Source organism: Gracilimonas qinghaiensis, assembly GCF_046602855.1.
Lineage (GTDB): Bacteria > Bacteroidota > Rhodothermia > Balneolales > Balneolaceae > Gracilimonas.
Genome location: NZ_JBKINJ010000002.1, coordinates 907,757 through 923,281, shown reverse-complemented (window position 1 = coordinate 923,281; position 15,525 = coordinate 907,757). Strand labels below are relative to the sequence as shown.

General features: G+C 40.1%; 14 protein-coding genes. 5 read left to right on the top strand and 9 right to left on the bottom strand.

All coding sequences use genetic code 11. The features are described 5' to 3' along the window. Positions 1–28 precede the first annotated feature (28 nt). Positions 29–1,105 (bottom strand): FecR family protein, encoded by a 1,077-nt coding sequence (locus ACKGJO_RS14005; protein ID WP_411324068.1) that lies wholly within the window; start codon positions 1,103–1,105, stop codon positions 29–31. Between the two features lie 164 nt (positions 1,106–1,269). Further along, positions 1,270–1,842 (bottom strand): RNA polymerase sigma factor, encoded by a 573-nt coding sequence (locus ACKGJO_RS14000; RefSeq protein WP_411324067.1) that lies wholly within the window; start codon positions 1,840–1,842, stop codon positions 1,270–1,272. Between the two features lie 249 nt (positions 1,843–2,091). Between ACKGJO_RS14000 and ACKGJO_RS13995 the strand changes: the two genes are divergently transcribed. After that, positions 2,092–4,437 carry a glycoside hydrolase family 3 N-terminal domain-containing protein gene (locus ACKGJO_RS13995; protein WP_411324066.1) on the top strand — a complete coding sequence of 782 codons (2,346 nt, stop codon included), beginning with the start codon at positions 2,092–2,094 and terminating at the stop codon, positions 4,435–4,437. 66 nt (positions 4,438–4,503) lie between these two features. Here ACKGJO_RS13995 and ACKGJO_RS13990 read toward each other — a convergent pair whose 3' ends face one another. Together ACKGJO_RS13990 and ACKGJO_RS13985 are read right to left on the bottom strand one after the other, a co-directional pair. Beyond that, on the bottom strand, positions 4,504–5,235 hold the full coding sequence (locus ACKGJO_RS13990) for a carbonic anhydrase family protein (RefSeq protein ID WP_411324065.1): 732 nt from the start codon (positions 5,233–5,235) through the stop codon (positions 4,504–4,506). Between the two features lie 163 nt (positions 5,236–5,398). After that, positions 5,399–5,698 carry a hypothetical protein gene (locus tag ACKGJO_RS13985; RefSeq protein WP_411324064.1) on the bottom strand — a complete coding sequence of 100 codons (300 nt, stop codon included), beginning with the start codon at positions 5,696–5,698 and terminating at the stop codon, positions 5,399–5,401. Between the two features lie 153 nt (positions 5,699–5,851). On the opposite strand from ACKGJO_RS13985, the gene ACKGJO_RS13980 reads away from it, so the two are divergent. After that, positions 5,852–8,221 carry a TonB-dependent receptor gene (locus ACKGJO_RS13980; RefSeq protein ID WP_411324063.1) on the top strand — a complete coding sequence of 790 codons (2,370 nt, stop codon included), beginning with the start codon at positions 5,852–5,854 and terminating at the stop codon, positions 8,219–8,221. 11 nt (positions 8,222–8,232) lie between these two features. Here the strand turns inward: ACKGJO_RS13980 and ACKGJO_RS13975 are convergent, their stop codons facing one another. The 4 genes from ACKGJO_RS13975 to eno form a co-directional block, all read right to left on the bottom strand. Further along, the gene (locus ACKGJO_RS13975) at positions 8,233–9,243 is read right to left on the bottom strand and encodes a YbbR-like domain-containing protein (RefSeq protein WP_411324062.1); all 1,011 of its coding nucleotides are present in this window, start codon (positions 9,241–9,243) and stop codon (positions 8,233–8,235) included. Positions 9,244–9,277: 34 nt separating this feature from the next. Next, the gene (locus ACKGJO_RS13970) at positions 9,278–9,571 is read right to left on the bottom strand and encodes a DciA family protein (protein WP_411324061.1); all 294 of its coding nucleotides are present in this window, start codon (positions 9,569–9,571) and stop codon (positions 9,278–9,280) included. Continuing rightward, entirely contained in the window at positions 9,568–10,701 is a 1,134-nt protein-coding gene (recF, locus tag ACKGJO_RS13965; RefSeq protein WP_411324060.1) for a DNA replication/repair protein RecF, read from the bottom strand. The genes ACKGJO_RS13970 and recF overlap by 4 nt, the downstream gene beginning before the upstream one ends. A 294-nt stretch (positions 10,702–10,995) precedes the next feature. Next, positions 10,996–12,282, bottom strand: a complete 1,287-nt coding sequence (gene eno, locus ACKGJO_RS13960) for a phosphopyruvate hydratase (protein ID WP_411324059.1) — start codon at positions 12,280–12,282, stop codon at positions 10,996–10,998. A gap of 137 nt (positions 12,283–12,419) precedes the next feature. Here eno and ACKGJO_RS13955 point away from each other — a divergent pair, with 137 nt between their 5' ends. Next, on the top strand, positions 12,420–13,103 hold the full coding sequence (locus tag ACKGJO_RS13955; RefSeq protein ID WP_411324058.1) for an HAD family hydrolase: 684 nt from the start codon (positions 12,420–12,422) through the stop codon (positions 13,101–13,103). 5 nt (positions 13,104–13,108) lie between these two features. Here ACKGJO_RS13955 and ACKGJO_RS13950 read toward each other — a convergent pair whose 3' ends face one another. Then, a complete protein-coding gene (locus ACKGJO_RS13950; RefSeq protein ID WP_411324057.1) occupies positions 13,109–13,948 on the bottom strand; it encodes a hypothetical protein in 840 nt (279 codons plus the stop codon). Positions 13,949–14,106: 158 nt separating this feature from the next. On the opposite strand from ACKGJO_RS13950, the gene ACKGJO_RS13945 reads away from it, so the two are divergent. Further along, the gene (locus tag ACKGJO_RS13945; RefSeq protein ID WP_411324056.1) at positions 14,107–14,493 is read left to right on the top strand and encodes a hypothetical protein; all 387 of its coding nucleotides are present in this window, start codon (positions 14,107–14,109) and stop codon (positions 14,491–14,493) included. A gap of 3 nt (positions 14,494–14,496) precedes the next feature. Next, positions 14,497–15,357, top strand: a complete 861-nt coding sequence (gene prmC / locus ACKGJO_RS13940; protein ID WP_411324055.1) for a peptide chain release factor N(5)-glutamine methyltransferase — start codon at positions 14,497–14,499, stop codon at positions 15,355–15,357. Positions 15,358–15,525: the final 168 nt, after the last annotated feature.

Here is a 15,525-nt window from a genome sequence, read left to right as displayed (position 1 = left end):
TTACTGTTTGATGTTATATCTTCCATTTCTATGATCCCTTAGTTATAGAATCATCCTCTTTTTTTCTGATAAAGACCGTTCGCTCTTGCTTTGTGATTTCTACATCAAGCACTTGAGCAAGCCCATTCAAAAGAAAATCTATATTTAGGTTCTCCAACCTTCCCGTTAAACGCTCATTGAGCAGGTCATCCTCCTCAACTTTAACACTGACATCGTAGGTGAATTCTATCCTGTCAATAAGTTCGTGCAGTGGAGTATTCTCGAGGATCAATGTATCACTTGCCCAGGATGTATATACCCGTGCGTTGACGTTCCTGATCTCGATCTTATCCATTTCATTAGAAAATTCTACCAACTCTCCGGGGCTCATGATGTAATTCATCTCCTGCTGATTAACAGGCTCTGATACATCAACACGCACTCGTCCCTCGCTCAAAACAACCTGACTTCTTGATTTTGTTGTATTAACTGAGAAAATAGTCCCTAATACTGACACATCACCATCTGGTGTGTGCACTATAAACGTGCGTTTTGAATCAGGGTTATTTGTGATGTTAAATAATGCCTCTCCTTCCAGCCAAACCTGCATGGTATCCGAGTTGATAGATTTACCGGGTAAGCGAAGTTGTGAATTGGCATTTATCACAATTTTTGAACCATCAGAATACTGTACCGAAGTTTTTTGCCCCGTTTCTGTATTCAAAGTTCGATAGGTTACCGACGAGACCTGACTGTTATCTGTTCCGTTGTTCTGTAGTAATGTGTGTCGGGTAAAAAAACCAATCACCAATAAGATACTTGCTGCAACTGCAATAGCTGACCAAACGGCCGTTCTTGAGGGCTTCCTAACGTCTTTGTAAGATCGATATCGTTTTTGAGAATCGATCCTCCACATCAAGCGCTCTAATTCCACCTCAGTATTTGGCAAAGGAAGCGGCTGAGAACCTTCATTTAAAAGTTCTCTCCCCTTCTCGATAAGATCTGCATGATCTTCTTTCTGTTCAGACCATTCAGTCCATTTTGCAAACTCCTCTGTTGTTGCCTTCCCTTTGAGAAAGCGGACAAAAGATTCATCGAGTAATAATTCTGAGAGCTTACTAGGCATATATCTTATTGAGTTAATTGGGTTACTCTCGGCTTGTGCCCTTATAGAGAAGATCCGAAAGGATATCTACTGTAAATTTTTTGAAAAAAATTTACTCATCGCAGTAAAACCCCTTAAGTAACTACGTCCCAATAGAATAGAAAAGCAATGGGATTTAAATATTCTTATCTGTCCAGAAATAAACGAAGCATTTTTATGGATTCTGACATGAAATTATAGATGCTTTGCGCGCGAATATCCAAGATCTTGGATATCTCATCTGTTGATAACCCCTCATAGTATTTCAGATAAATGATCTCACGCTGCCGGGGTGTCAGTTTATCGATCGCTTTTTTAAGACCTTTACTTTCTTTTTCCTGAAGATTCAGGATCTCGTCCCATTTTGAATAATTCAAAAGTGGATCAAACTCTTCATCATAATACTTTTTATTTTTCTCTTCTCTCCGTTTAGCCGCTTTTTTCCTGTTAAGTAATTCCCGTCTTAACGACACAAACAAGTAGGCTCTCACTGAACTTGGTTTGCTTAGATTTTTGCGATATTTCCAAAGTTGAAAAAAGACTTCCTGAATAGCATCACGGACTTTTTCAGAATTTGGTATGATCCTATAACCATACTTGTAAAGCGAATCAAAAGTAGCGGAAAAAAGGACACCTAAGGCATGCCGATCCCCTGAACGCAACTTTTGCCAAAGTTGATCTAACCCGTTATCATCCTGCAGTTTTCCTTTTTTATCCATTTTAATAAGGCAGTGAAAGCCTTGAATCAATTAAACATCTTGTAAAAAATGCTAAATCAGTATGTTCTTTTAATGAATTCTTTTTTTTTAAGATTCCTTAAATGTTACCAAATTATTACAAGCTACCAAAGATTCTGAAAACGGTTATTTTTTTCATGTCTTGAAAGTTCGGATATCTTAACTTAGCTTCTTGGCGTTCCGGTGTTCTGAGATTTTACCATAACATAAATATCAGAACTACATTTTACTATGCAATATGACTTTTCATCCACCCCATCTTCAGATCTCTTTGACAAGATCTTATTAATAACCTTTATACTCGGTTTCATATTTATTTTAAGCACCAAAATACCCTTGTCTGCTCAGCCTTACAAAGATCCTTCTTTTTCACTTGATGACCGCATAGAAGACCTTATTTCTCGTATGACCCTGGAAGAAAAGGTTGGGCAGATGACCCAACTTGATATCACTATGGTAAATAACATGGGTGATCAAAGTGATGTTAGTCTTGATTCTGAAAAGGCCCGAACTCTCTTACAAGAGCATCATATTGGGTCGTTTCTAAATGGAGAAGCCGTACCGGCACAGCAATGGCTTGAGTACATTACTGAGTTGCAGCGCATTGCTGTTGAAGAGACTCGCTTAGGTATTCCCATTATCTATGGCATCGACCATATGCACGGTGCAAGCTACCTCTCCAGAAGCACTATATTCCCACATAATATTAATATTGGTGCTACTTTCAACACTGATAATGCCCGGCAAAATGGCAAAATCACCGCTCTCGAAGCAGGTCCCTTAGGGCACGTATGGAATTTCGCACCCGTACTGGATCTAGGTAGGAATCCTTATTGGCCCCGCGTTTATGAAACTTATGGAGAGGATCCATACCTTGCTTCCGAATTGGGGGTGGCATATGTAAATGGATTACAGGCAAAATATGAACAATTCCCTTACCAGATCGCTGCCACCGGTAAGCATTTTCTTGGTTATTCAGTGCCAAGATCCGGTTGGGACCGGACACCGGTTGACCTATCCATGCAGACCATTCACGAATTCCATAAACCTTCTTTTCAGGCCGCACTAGATGCAGGAATGAAAACCATTATGTTAAATAGTGGTGAAGTTAATGGTATTCCGGTACACGCCTCAAAAGAATTACTTACTGATCTCCTTAGAAAAAAAATGGGTTTCGACGGAGTTATTCTTACAGACTGGGCTGACATTCAAAAACTGTATGATTACCATAGAACCGCCCGTGATTATGACGAAGCTACGTTTCAGGCAATTGATGCCGGCGTTGATATGAGTATGACCCCTGATTCTCTGAATTTTAATGAAAGTCTGATCAAGCTCGTTCAAAATGGAAACATTACCGAAAACCGCATTAATGAGTCTGTTCGACGAATATTAAAACTTAAGTATGAATTAGGGCTGTTTGAGCATCCCTATCCCTCAGGCGAGGGAATTGAAAATATTGGAAGCTCCACTCATAAAGCCATCGCCCTCCGATCAGCACAGGAGTCTATGGTTCTTTTGAAAAATAAGGATAACACACTTCCGTTATCGAAAGACATAAAAAACATCCTTGTCGTTGGTCCATCAGCAAATAGTAAAAGAAATCTTTCAGGTGGGTGGACACTGGCATGGCAAGGCGGTTCAGAAGAGCAATATCCTGAGAGCGCGAAAACCATCACTGAAGCAATTCAAGACCAATTCCCATCTTCCGAAGTCACTAGTTTGGACTCCATGGGTGAACCTGGGACAAGGACACGATCCGATTTTGACAAAGCTGCCAATGAGGCTGATGTCTTTATCGTTGCTGCAGGAGAGGAGCCTTATACCGAGTTTGTTGGAAATATCACGGATCTGGAACTACCCAAAGAGCAGCTTGATCTGATCAAAACAGTTAACACGTTCGGGAAGCCCACAATACTTGTTTTGATCGAAGGACGACCAAGGGTCATATCTGAAATAGTTGACGATACTGATGCTATTATATGGGCTGGTCTCCCCGGTTTTGAAGGGGCAAAAGCCATTGCTGACGTGATCAGCGGTGATGTGAACCCAAGCGGCAAACTGCCATTTTCCTATCCGCAATATGTGGGATATTTTGTGCCCTATAACCACAAACCAAGTGCATCGTATCACTTTGACTCAGAAGTAGCGAATAATATTGAACAGGATGACGAAACCATTGTTGAGTGGGAATTCGGACACGGTTTAAGTTATACCGAATTTTCATATGATAATCTCACATTGAGTAAAGCTAAAATAAGTGAGAATGAATCAATTGAGGTACAGGTTACGATCAAAAACACGGGAAGACGTACAGGTACCGAAGCAGTCTTGTGGTTTGTATCGGATGAAGTAGGTAAGATATCCCGGCCTGTTAAAGAACTCATACACTTTGAACGTGTTGAACTGAAACCAGGCGCTTCCAGGAAGGTAAGCCTGAGTATTGATCCTAAAGAAGACCTCACATATCCGGACTTTGATGGAAACCCTGTACTTGAAGAGGGTTACTTTAAGATCAGAGTCGGCGATAAAGTTAAACGCTTTTACCTTGATTTAGCTGGCAAAAAGCAATCCTGATCTAACATTGGCTCCATAGATTAAAAAGAGGAAGCCTCAAGCTGCCTCTTTTTTTCTTAGCCTTATTTATTGATCCAGAAATGTCACTTTACCAGTGTCCAAGTCATAAAAGGCGCCGGCTATAACTACATCACCATTACGTTCCAGTTCTGCAATGATCGGGCTATTTTCACGCATTTCAGCGATTGTGTGACGCACATTATTATTAACTACTTCTGTTACGTAGTCATTATTTGAAGTAGACTGCTCACCATTATAGTTCTCAGTCATTTCAATAGCCGGTTCGATCTTGTCTAACATGGCAGTAATATTGCCCATTTCAACACCATCAATGGCTGCTTTAACTGCACCACATGATTCATGGCCCATAATAACGATTACTTTTGAGCCGGCTACTGCAGTGGCAAACTCAGCACTTCCAAGCATGTCTTCATTCACGAAGTTGCCGGCTACTCTTGCAACAAATATGTCGCCAACGCCTTTGTCAAAGACGTGCTCCACAGGCACCCGGCTGTCTACACAAGATAAGATAATTGCTTCAGGAAATTGACCATTCGCTGTAGCCTTAACCTGAGATTGATAATCTACTGGTGTAAGGTCATTATTGACGTAACGCTCATTCCCTTCTTTTAAACCTTGAATTATTTGTTCAGATGTTATTTCATTTTGGTCCTCTGCCGTCATCACATCAGAAGATAATTGGACAGTATTGGTTTCCGTCTCACTTTCTTTCTGGGTACAAGCTGTAAATAGTAAAGAACCCAATACTAATACGGATAACAAATTTAAACTTTTCATTTTATACATGATCTATGTTATTATTTTTATTGATTTCAATAGCTATTCCAAAGGCTAAAAAAGCCCTTATCTATGTTTTCAGATAAGTTCACAGAATTGGTAAATACACTTTTTCCAAAAGATTTTATCTGCAAAAGTGAATAGCTAAATATTACGAATGGGCTTAGATTATGTCTGGCGGGGGAGTAGAAACATGAGGAACAAAAAGATCCTCATAGATCATGTAAGAGCCTTTAACACTTTGAATAGAAGACACATAAAACGGTTCTGAATCCTCATGCTCGATCTCATCTTCACTTCCATGTTCTTCAATTACATCAGGGAGCGGGACTTGTGAAGTAGAAACGACAGTATCTACAGGAGACTGTGGGAGAAGCCAATCATACTCATGCAGTAGAGTCAACACTCCAAAGAGTAGTGTTGCACCTAAAACAAATACAGTATGTTGCTTTTTTACTTTCATGCTTCTAAGATATTAAGATGTGCAAAACTATGCTTGATATTTTTGTGTACCGAATCACAGACAAAACCCAAGCTAAAGTAACTATCTCTGCCGGAACGACTTTCTTCTTTCAAAATGTTTGTTCAGCAAAATTATCTAACTAAAAGAGACTTAATGCTACTTCAATTTCCATTATTATGGATAATATTTATTTGCTCTGGTTTTAACACTTTTGCCCAACCAACCGGAAAACTTTCAGGCATTGTAACTGATGCTAAAACAGGTGAACCTCTAATCGGTGCTACTGTGATTTTAGAGGGCACCGAACTCGGGGATGCGACTGATGCCAATGGGCGTTACACCATCAAAAATATTCCCACTAAGACGTATAATGTAAAAGCCTCATTTGTTGGCTTTCTTTCCCAAACCAAATTCAATGTTGTAATCAGATCAGAAGGGACCATTGACATTAATTTTCAACTGCAAGAAGATGTAAGAGAACTGGATGAAGTAACTGTAACTCCTAACCCATTCCAAAAAGAAGAGGTTACGCCTCTCTCGATTCAAAAATTCAGTCAGCAGGAAATCGCGACCTATCCTGGCGGAAATAATGACATTGCAAAGGTAGTTCAATCTTTGCCCGGTGTTTCCGGTTCAGTGGGAGGCTTTCGCAATGACGTGATCATTCGCGGAGGAGCCCCAAACGAAAATGTGTATTTTCTGGACGGCGTCCCGATTCCAAATATAAACCATTTTTCAACACAGGGAAGCGCCGGCGGCCCGGTTGGTTTGTTAAATGTATCATTTTTTGAAGGCGTCTCACTTACAGCCAGTTCATTCGCTGCCGATTATGAAAATGTATTGTCAGGCATCCTTCAATTCGATCAGAGAAATGGAAACAGCAGGGAATTTTCCGGTAATCTGAGAGTGGGTTCAAGTGAGGCAGCATTAACCGTAGAGGGACCTCTGTTCAAAGGAAATGACACAGAATCCAATACAACCTATATCGCTTCAGTTAGGCGTTCGTACTTACAGCTGCTTTTTCAGGCAATTGGACTACCCTTTTTGCCTGATTATTGGGATTATCAGTACAAAGTGAATCACCGTATCAACAAAAATAACCGGATCTATTTAACTGGAGTCGGCTCTATTGACGACTTATCCATAAACGATCTGGATGAGTTTGATGCCGAGCAGGAAGCCATCCAAAATCAGATCCCTGTGATTCGGCAGAATAGTAACACTATTGGTGTTGGCTGGAAAAGGCAATTCCATGACAATAGCGGATTCATGGAAACAGTTATCAGCAACAATACATTAGGTAACGAATTTTATCGGTATAAAGATAACGCCAATCAAGCCGGATTATACCTCAAGAATGATTCTCGCGAAACTGAGACACATCTGAGATATCAGGCTACAAAATTTTTAGGCAATTGGACCCTATCAAGTGGAATGAACCTTATAAAAGCCGATTACACAAATTCTACCGAAGATCTGATCAATACCCGATCATTTTCGACCGATCTAAATTTCTTCAGATACGGATTGTTTGCTCAATCATCTGCAAACTTCAATGAAAACCGGATCGGCCTTTCCTTTGGAATAAGGGCAGATGGTGATAGTTTTACAAAATCAGGTGACAAAATCTACCGTACACTCAGCCCCAGAGCTTCATTTTCTTACAGTATCACACAAAATGAAGAATGGACAGCAAATGCCTCCATTGGCAGGTATTATAAGATCTTGCCTTATACCACCCTTGGTTTTCAGGATAATAATGGCAATTTCCCAAATAGTTCATCTGAGTATATAAGAAGTGATCACCTTGTTGCCGGGATTGAATATTTGCTGAATGACCGGGCAAGAATTTCAGCTGAAACCTTCTTTAAATACTACACTGACTACCCGATCTCAACTACAGACAGTGTTTCACTGGCAAATAAAGGCGGCGATTTTGAAGTTTTCGGGAGTGAACCGATCATCAGTACAGGTGAGGGAAGAACTTATGGCATTGAATTACTTTTTCAGCAAAAATTCACCGGGAAATTCTATGGCGTTGCCGCATTTACTATTTATAAAAGTGAATTCACGAATCTTTTCAGCAACGATTACAAGCCGGCTGTTTGGGATAATGGAACCCTGATCTCTTTGTTGGGCGGATATAAATTAAAAAATAACTGGGAAATCAGCGGTCGCTACCGGTATCTGGGTAAAGCTCCTTATGCACCCGTTGACAGGCAATTGACCTTGCAAAATTATCCGGCTGTTTTTAAAGATTTCGAGCAACTTGGTTCTGTACGGCTTGATCCATTAAGCCAACTTGATATCCGCATCGATAAGAAATTCAACTTTCAGAACCTCAGCCTTGATATCTATCTGGAGGTTCAGAATGTTCTTGCGCAAGCTAGTCCTTCTGAGCCGCGTTATGGATTGGACAGAGATGAAACCGGTGATATCATTACACCAAGAAGCCTTGTATTGGTTAATACGAATGACGATGCCGAAATACTGCCTTCCATCGGGCTGGTTCTCAATTTCTAAATGATCTAAGATCAGTTGATCACCGTAAAATAGGCCACTGCCTTCGGTTTAAAGTTGCGTAAGCGAAGTTCATATTCCGGTTCAACTAGGTCAATATCAGGAGTCACATATCCGGTAGAATCTTCCAGTATTTCAGAGTAAGGAACATATGCCTGGTATGGCTGAAGATTTTCAACCTCTGCATACTGTTCGATGGGCACATCGTATGTAATGGTTATGGAGGCGGGATTGTAAGTTACGTTTTGACCTCTTGGCAAACCTCTGGTATTGATGTAAGCTGTTGTTTCTCCCTCTGTGAATTCAGAGATATCTGCTTCGAATCTGATTCCGTCTTCAGAAAGCTCAAGAACGCCTGTCTCTTCACTTAAGGCAATATTTTGGGAGATATCATTTCTCACATCATTGAGTTTGAGAGTATCCTTTACAATCCATTCATTAATATCAGATACTCTTGAAGCAGCACCGGTGATAACTAAACTATCGGGTGAAATAACCGGTTCTCCGATCATACCATACCGATTTTGAAAGTTTATCTCCCTGTTCAAAACAATAGGAATCTTTTTTGAAATCTTTGGCTCCAGCTCCATGCGGATCATCAGAGGCTGAACCTTAGCAATGTCCACACCCTGAAGATAGCTTAGCCTTTGCCTGACCTGATCAAACAAATTAATTTCTTCACTTTCTATATTGATCACTACCGTTGGGGGGTCATTATGAAGGGAAAGTAATTGCCATCCATCTCCTGAAACACCTGCCTGTACATACTCAGGTAGTTCTTCAGTGAGAGCCATATCTTCAGGGATATTGCCGGGTTCTATCGGCAGATTTAGATTGATACTGTAACTGCTGCTCAAATTCACTATAAACCATAGGGCTACGGCCGTAATATAAGCCCCGATAAACACGATCACTTTTTCACGACGCAAAAAGGTCACCTCTTCTACATCAGTTCCGGGTTTGGTTCCGAATTTGAAGAAATCCTTTACTTTTTTAATAGTTGGGTGGTTAAAAAATTCTGCCATATAAGAATATAGATGCCGGGTTAAGTTTAATCAACTAACTGCGTACAATGATGTCGGAGACAATATCTCCTTTTACCTTAACGTTCAACTTTTTTGCAATGCTAAAGCGATTCGAATGGATTTCGTGTCTCCACGCCGGGTGCTTGACCTTCATTGCAAGTTTGTTACCCTCAAAGTGAAGGTCTTCAACCTCTGAGGCCATTCGCGGACCTACCACTTCTTCAAAAGCAGATAATATCATACCCTGCTTCAGTTTTCTCTTCTGAGGAAACTTCTCCAAAAAATCTTCCAATACTGAACTCAATGATTTAGGCGTATCAAATCTCATGCTTCCACCTCTTCAACCTTTCCATTTTCTACTTTATAAAAACGGTTTTCTTTCCCATTAAATGTAACATAATCTTTAAAAGGAACCGGATTTGCTGAAGTTATGAATATTTGCCCTTTATGTTGCTGAAGTGCTGTCAACAATATTTCGGTTTTAGTGAGGTCCAGATCACCGAATACATCATCCAGCATAAGGATCGGCAGGTCATCCAGCTCATCGGAATAATAATGCAGTTGAGCTAATTTAAGCGATAGAGCAAATAAACGATGTTGACCTTGAGAGCCAAATCTTCTGAGTTCAAAATCATCCAGAAAAAAAACTACTTCATCCCTGTGCGGACCTACAGTTGTGATCTCACGTTCAATTTCCTTGGCTTGAACTTTCTCAAGTTCTTTATAGTATGCCGTTTCAATTTCTTTTGGATCAGCTCCCGGTGTGCAGAAGGTCTGATATTCCAAATTGGTTGACAGATCCATACCTGAGATCATAGCATAATCCTCTGCAAGATACTCCTTCAGGTTTTCAAGCACTGCAAATCGTTTAGCTACTATTCTGGAGCCTGCTTCCACAAGCTGTACATTCCATGGCTCAAGATAAGCTTCCAAAACAGATGCAGGCCCACGGTATTCCTGAAGAAGTGCATTGCGCTGTTTACGGACCCTGCGATATTCAATGAGGTCCCGCAAATATCCCGGTGAGATCTGACTTATAAATGAATCTATATAGCTTCTTCTCTCAGCGGGTCCTTCCAGTGTTAACTTTTTATCATCAGGAGTAAGAGTGACTACCGGCACCATACCGATCAGATCAGATAGTCTCTCCAATGGGGAATCATTAACAAAGATCTTCTTTCCATCACCTCTTGAATACGAACAGGATACATCAAATTCAGAGCGGATCTGTCCCTCAAAGTGCCCTTTGATCATAAAATAGCTCTCATCCTGATTTACAACGTACATATCGGTGTTAGACACAAAACTTCGCGACATACACAGATAGTGAATAGCATCGATCAAACTGGTTTTTCCAGAACCGTTTGGACCTGTGATAATATTTAGATGCGGAGCCCAGTCGATCTTGGTCTCAAGATGATTTCTAAAATTTAAAAGCTCTGTGTGAGTGTTTCGCATACATTATATGGTACGCATTCTATCTGTTTTTAACAGGCTAAAAAAAAAGAGCCGACCATCTATCCAAATGCCGGCTCTTTAGAAAGCTACTATGTTTAATGTAAGAGCAACTATAACTTAATTCCTTACAGATTATTATGATATCTAATAAAACTTTTTATTCTCTTAACATTGTTGATGATAAGTTATGTGATCGCATAGCTTGCTATTCATGATCTGTTTTTAAAAAATTGGCGCCGTAAAAAAAGCCACTGTTTCAACAGTGGCTTTTAAGTCATTTAGTTTTAGTATAGATCAGAGACCAAATGTATCTCTACCCATAAACAGAGCTGTATCTCCAAGCTGCTCTTCGATTCTTAGTAACTGATTATATTTGGCCACACGATCCGTTCTGCTCATTGAGCCTGTTTTGATCTGGCCGGCGTTTGTTGCAACTGCAAGGTCGGCAATGGTCACATCTTCGGTTTCACCTGAACGGTGAGATATCACCGCGGTGTATCCGTTTTTATGTGCCATCTCAATGGCATCCAGGGTTTCAGTTATTGTACCGATCTGATTTACTTTAATAAGGATCGAGTTAGCAATACCTCTTTCTATACCGGTTGCCAGACGCTCAGTATTTGTAACAAAAAGATCATCACCTACCAGCTGCACTTTATCTCCAACGGCGTCGGTAAGTTTTTCCCAGGCATCCCAGTCATTCTCAGCCAATCCGTCTTCAATGGAAATGATAGGGTATTTATCCACCCACTCGCTCCAATAATCAACCATGGCGTCGGTATCTTTTTTCGAACCATCACTCCATTTGAATTCGTAAAGTCCGGTCTCTGTGTTGTAAAACTCAGAAGCAGCCGGATCAAGAGCTATCAATACATCTTCCTCAGGAGTATAACCTGCACTTTCAACGGCTTTTAGGATCACCTCGATCGCCTCTTCGTTAGATTTCAGGTTTGGAGCAAAACCACCTTCGTCACCTACAGCCGTGCTATAACCCTTATCACTTAATACTTTCTTGAGGTTGTGAAATATTTCCGATCCCATTTGCAGAGCCTGACTAAAACTCTCGGCGCCTGCAGGCATGATCATAAATTCCTGCATGTCCACACTGTTATCAGCATGAGAACCACCATTGATGATATTCATCATTGGAAGAGGCATTACCTTCGCATTCACCCCTCCAACGTATCTCCACAATGGCATATCCAGTTCTTTTGCTGCAACTTTGGCAATAGCCATTGATACACCCAAAATGGCATTGGCACCGAGTTTTGCTTTATTTGGTGTGCCATCCAGATCCAGCAGGAGGTCGTCAAGATAAACCTGATTGAATGTCGACAACCCAAGTAATTCTTCAGCGATCACAGTATTTACATTTTCAACCGCGTCCAAAACGCTTTTGCCCATATAATAATCCTTATCTCCATCCCGAAGCTCAACTGCCTCATGTTCTCCGGTTGAAGCTCCTGATGGTACTGCAGCGCGACCAATAGTTCCTGTTTCAAGTGTTACATCAACTTCCACGGTAGGATTACCCCGTGAATCTATCACCTGTCTTGCATGAATGTCTTCTATAAAACTCATTATCAATTCTCCGATTAGTTAAGTGAGATTCTTACTGCTTAAAGGTACTGTTATTTAACATGTACTTAAAGCCATTTCGGCTCAATATTCGTAACTTAAAGTGAAGATGATATTAACAATCAATGAACAATTCACAAATGAGACACCCCTGGGTTATTTTACTTGACATAGATGGAACCATGCTAACCGTTGATCGCGGTTTTAACAGAGCCATGCTGAGAGAACTTTTAGATGAACACAGTATCAACTATCCCGATATGGAAAATGATGCATTTTCCGGACGAACTGATCACGACATTTTTACCTCATTTTTGGTGAACCATGACTATGATGAAAATCTTTATCATACATTCAAATCAGCTTATCTAAGCGAACTTGAAAATAGATTAAATGAAACGCTTGTACATCGACATAAATATGTTGATGACGCCATAAATTATTTCACAGATAATAATTTCGTAAACGGTCTTTTAACCGGTAATTATCCTGAGGCAGCCCAACTCAAATTAAATGCCGGAAAAATTGATTACGATTTTTCTATCGGAGCTTTTGGTGAAAAGGATAGAGACAGAAACAGGCTTCCTATGATCGCAATTGATCAGGTCAGAGAACAAATGGGAATAGAACCGGATCCTTCACTTTTCGTAATTATAGGTGACACTCCAAGAGATATTCTCTGTGCAAAACATGCCGGTATGAGATGCATATCAGTAACCACAGGAAAATACGGGCGTGATGAGCTTGCCAAACATGACCCTGATTTTATAATTGACGATCTTTCAGAACCTGAAAAGTGGTTTGCCGAACTAACCTCGGGCTGATGGCTTTACCACATCCAGCCAAAAATGAAGCTGATCTGAGCTGATCCAAAATATTTTCTTGGATCGTTGGCTTGCTCGAGAGGAGCGAAATCACCATTTGGGCCAACTGCAACTGTCGATGCAAATTCACATGCATTGATAGGAGCTTGATTGATTCTGGTAAGATCGGCTTTACATGGCTGCAAAACCTGAATACCATTCGGGAAGTAATTCATGGTATAGCCAAATTGAACGGTAGATAGATTCGAAAAATTATCACCGAAATCTATTCCAACAGTAAATTCACCTCCCATACCCCAATGAGTCTCTGAATCACCCCAACCGGTAAAAATATCATTGGTTCGTTCCGTAAATCCGTATATACGGGCATCATTTTCCCTAAATCCGTTTTCATTGATATCATTGAAATAGCTATAGGAGAATGCGAAAGCAGGACCTGCACTTATAGAGCTGAATAGTCTGAAGTTATCAGCGATTTTTTCAGGAAAGAATCTTTGTTTAACTCCAATGTAAAGTGGGACCGAAATAACTCGCTGATATTTATCGGGAGTAGTTCTATAACCGAGGAAATCAGTAAACGTCTGCTCTGTCGGATCCTTTAGGCCTGATATCTTAAGTGAGATCAATGCTTCTGTGTAAGGCTTAAGACCAAGTCGAAATTGTCCACCGGCGCCAAAGCCAAAATCAGTGAGTGCAAGGTTAATCCCAAATCCGGTTCTGTAACCTTCATCATATAAATTTTTAGGGGCGTCAATTTTACGAACCTCAGGTTCACCAAACTGTGCAAAGGCATTATTTGTTAGTAAAGCAGCAGTAAATACAAAGACTGTAATAAATTTTTTCATCAAAAAAGTTGGGTTTAAGATAGTTTAGAGCCCATTAAGTGGTACGATAACGAAATTTTCTTCATTTTCTTATTGCGTTAATACAATATCATGTTATTTTCACCACAAATTTTTAGTAATAAACACATCCATAAAATAATTAATTCAAGCTACAAAGCATGAATTCACATACAACATATTTCGTATTTGGACCAACTGCAACGCTTCGCAGAATGTCATCCAAATTGTTTAAAGAGCAACCACCAAAATTTCTTTATGAGTATTCTCCAGAGGGGACTTCTGAGACCATCTATGTAGCAGTTTATGAGGAATACGAAAAACAGATCAATTCCAGCGTTACCCTTACTTGTATCCTAGAAAGTAAAGGTAAACATAATAAGATCGTTCTTAAGAAAACCGGTGGTCGCATGGGTTTTAGAGGAAGTTCACTTTCTGAAGAACAAACTGTAGAGAACAATGTGGTCGATTTCATTCTTGATTTCTCAAAACGTCACGGATTAACCCTTCAGGAAGAACAGCCACCTGCTGAGACTGAAGAAGAGTAATTTATGGCTAAAACACCTTCCTTATGGACGGTTCTTAGCATGCTTGAGTGGGCCACAGATTTCTTTGAGGAAAAAGAAGTCAGGTCACCTCGCTATAGTATAGAATGGCTATTGGCAGATGTTTTAAATGTTAAGCGGCTGGATCTATACTTAATGTACGACAGACCTCTTTCGTCAGAAGAACTTGATACTTTACGACCTTTGGTTAAGAGAAGGTCTTTGCATGAACCCTTACAATATATTTCAGGTGAATCTGATTTTCTGAATGTTAAAATTAAGGTTGAGCCGGGAGTTCTCATCCCAAGGCAGGAAACTGAACAGCTTGTAGATCTAATTCTTAAAGAGAACAAAGAGAAAGAAAATCTAAAAATTCTGGATATTGGCACCGGCTCCGGCTGTATCCCCGTATCCATAAAAAAAGAGAAACCGGAATGGGATGTATATGCCACTGATATCTCAGAAAAAGCTCTCGAGATCGCTAAAAGCAATGCTGAGTATAATGAGGTTGAAGTAACCTATTTCTGTGACGATCTGTTTGAGCCCTCTCAAATCCAATCTGACTTTTTTGATGTCATTGTATCCAACCCGCCTTACATTGAACCTGACGAAAAAAGCACCCTTGACAAAGAGGTTCTGGAATTCGAACCGGAACTCGCTCTGTTCTGTGAATCTACAGAAAATATGTACAGTGCACTTGAGTCTATTTCTCGCTTATCTTTGAAAGAAAAAGGGACAGCTTATTTTGAATTACATCATCAGTTAGGTACTGAGGTATCAAAGCTTTTCGACCCCTCAATATGGACCTCTGAGATCCTTAAAGATCTGGACGAGAAAAAAAGATTTTTTAAAGCAAAAAAGGCTTGATTTTTTGCGCAAAAATTTATCTCCCCACTTTATTCTATAAATGTGGATAACTTGTGGAAAAGTATTTTATAATCCTTCCCTCTGTTTTTCAAAAACGCTAATTCAGTGTTACGGCATTGTTACGGGGTGTCAAGTCCTTTTTAGGAATTTTTTGTAGTTATCTTTTAA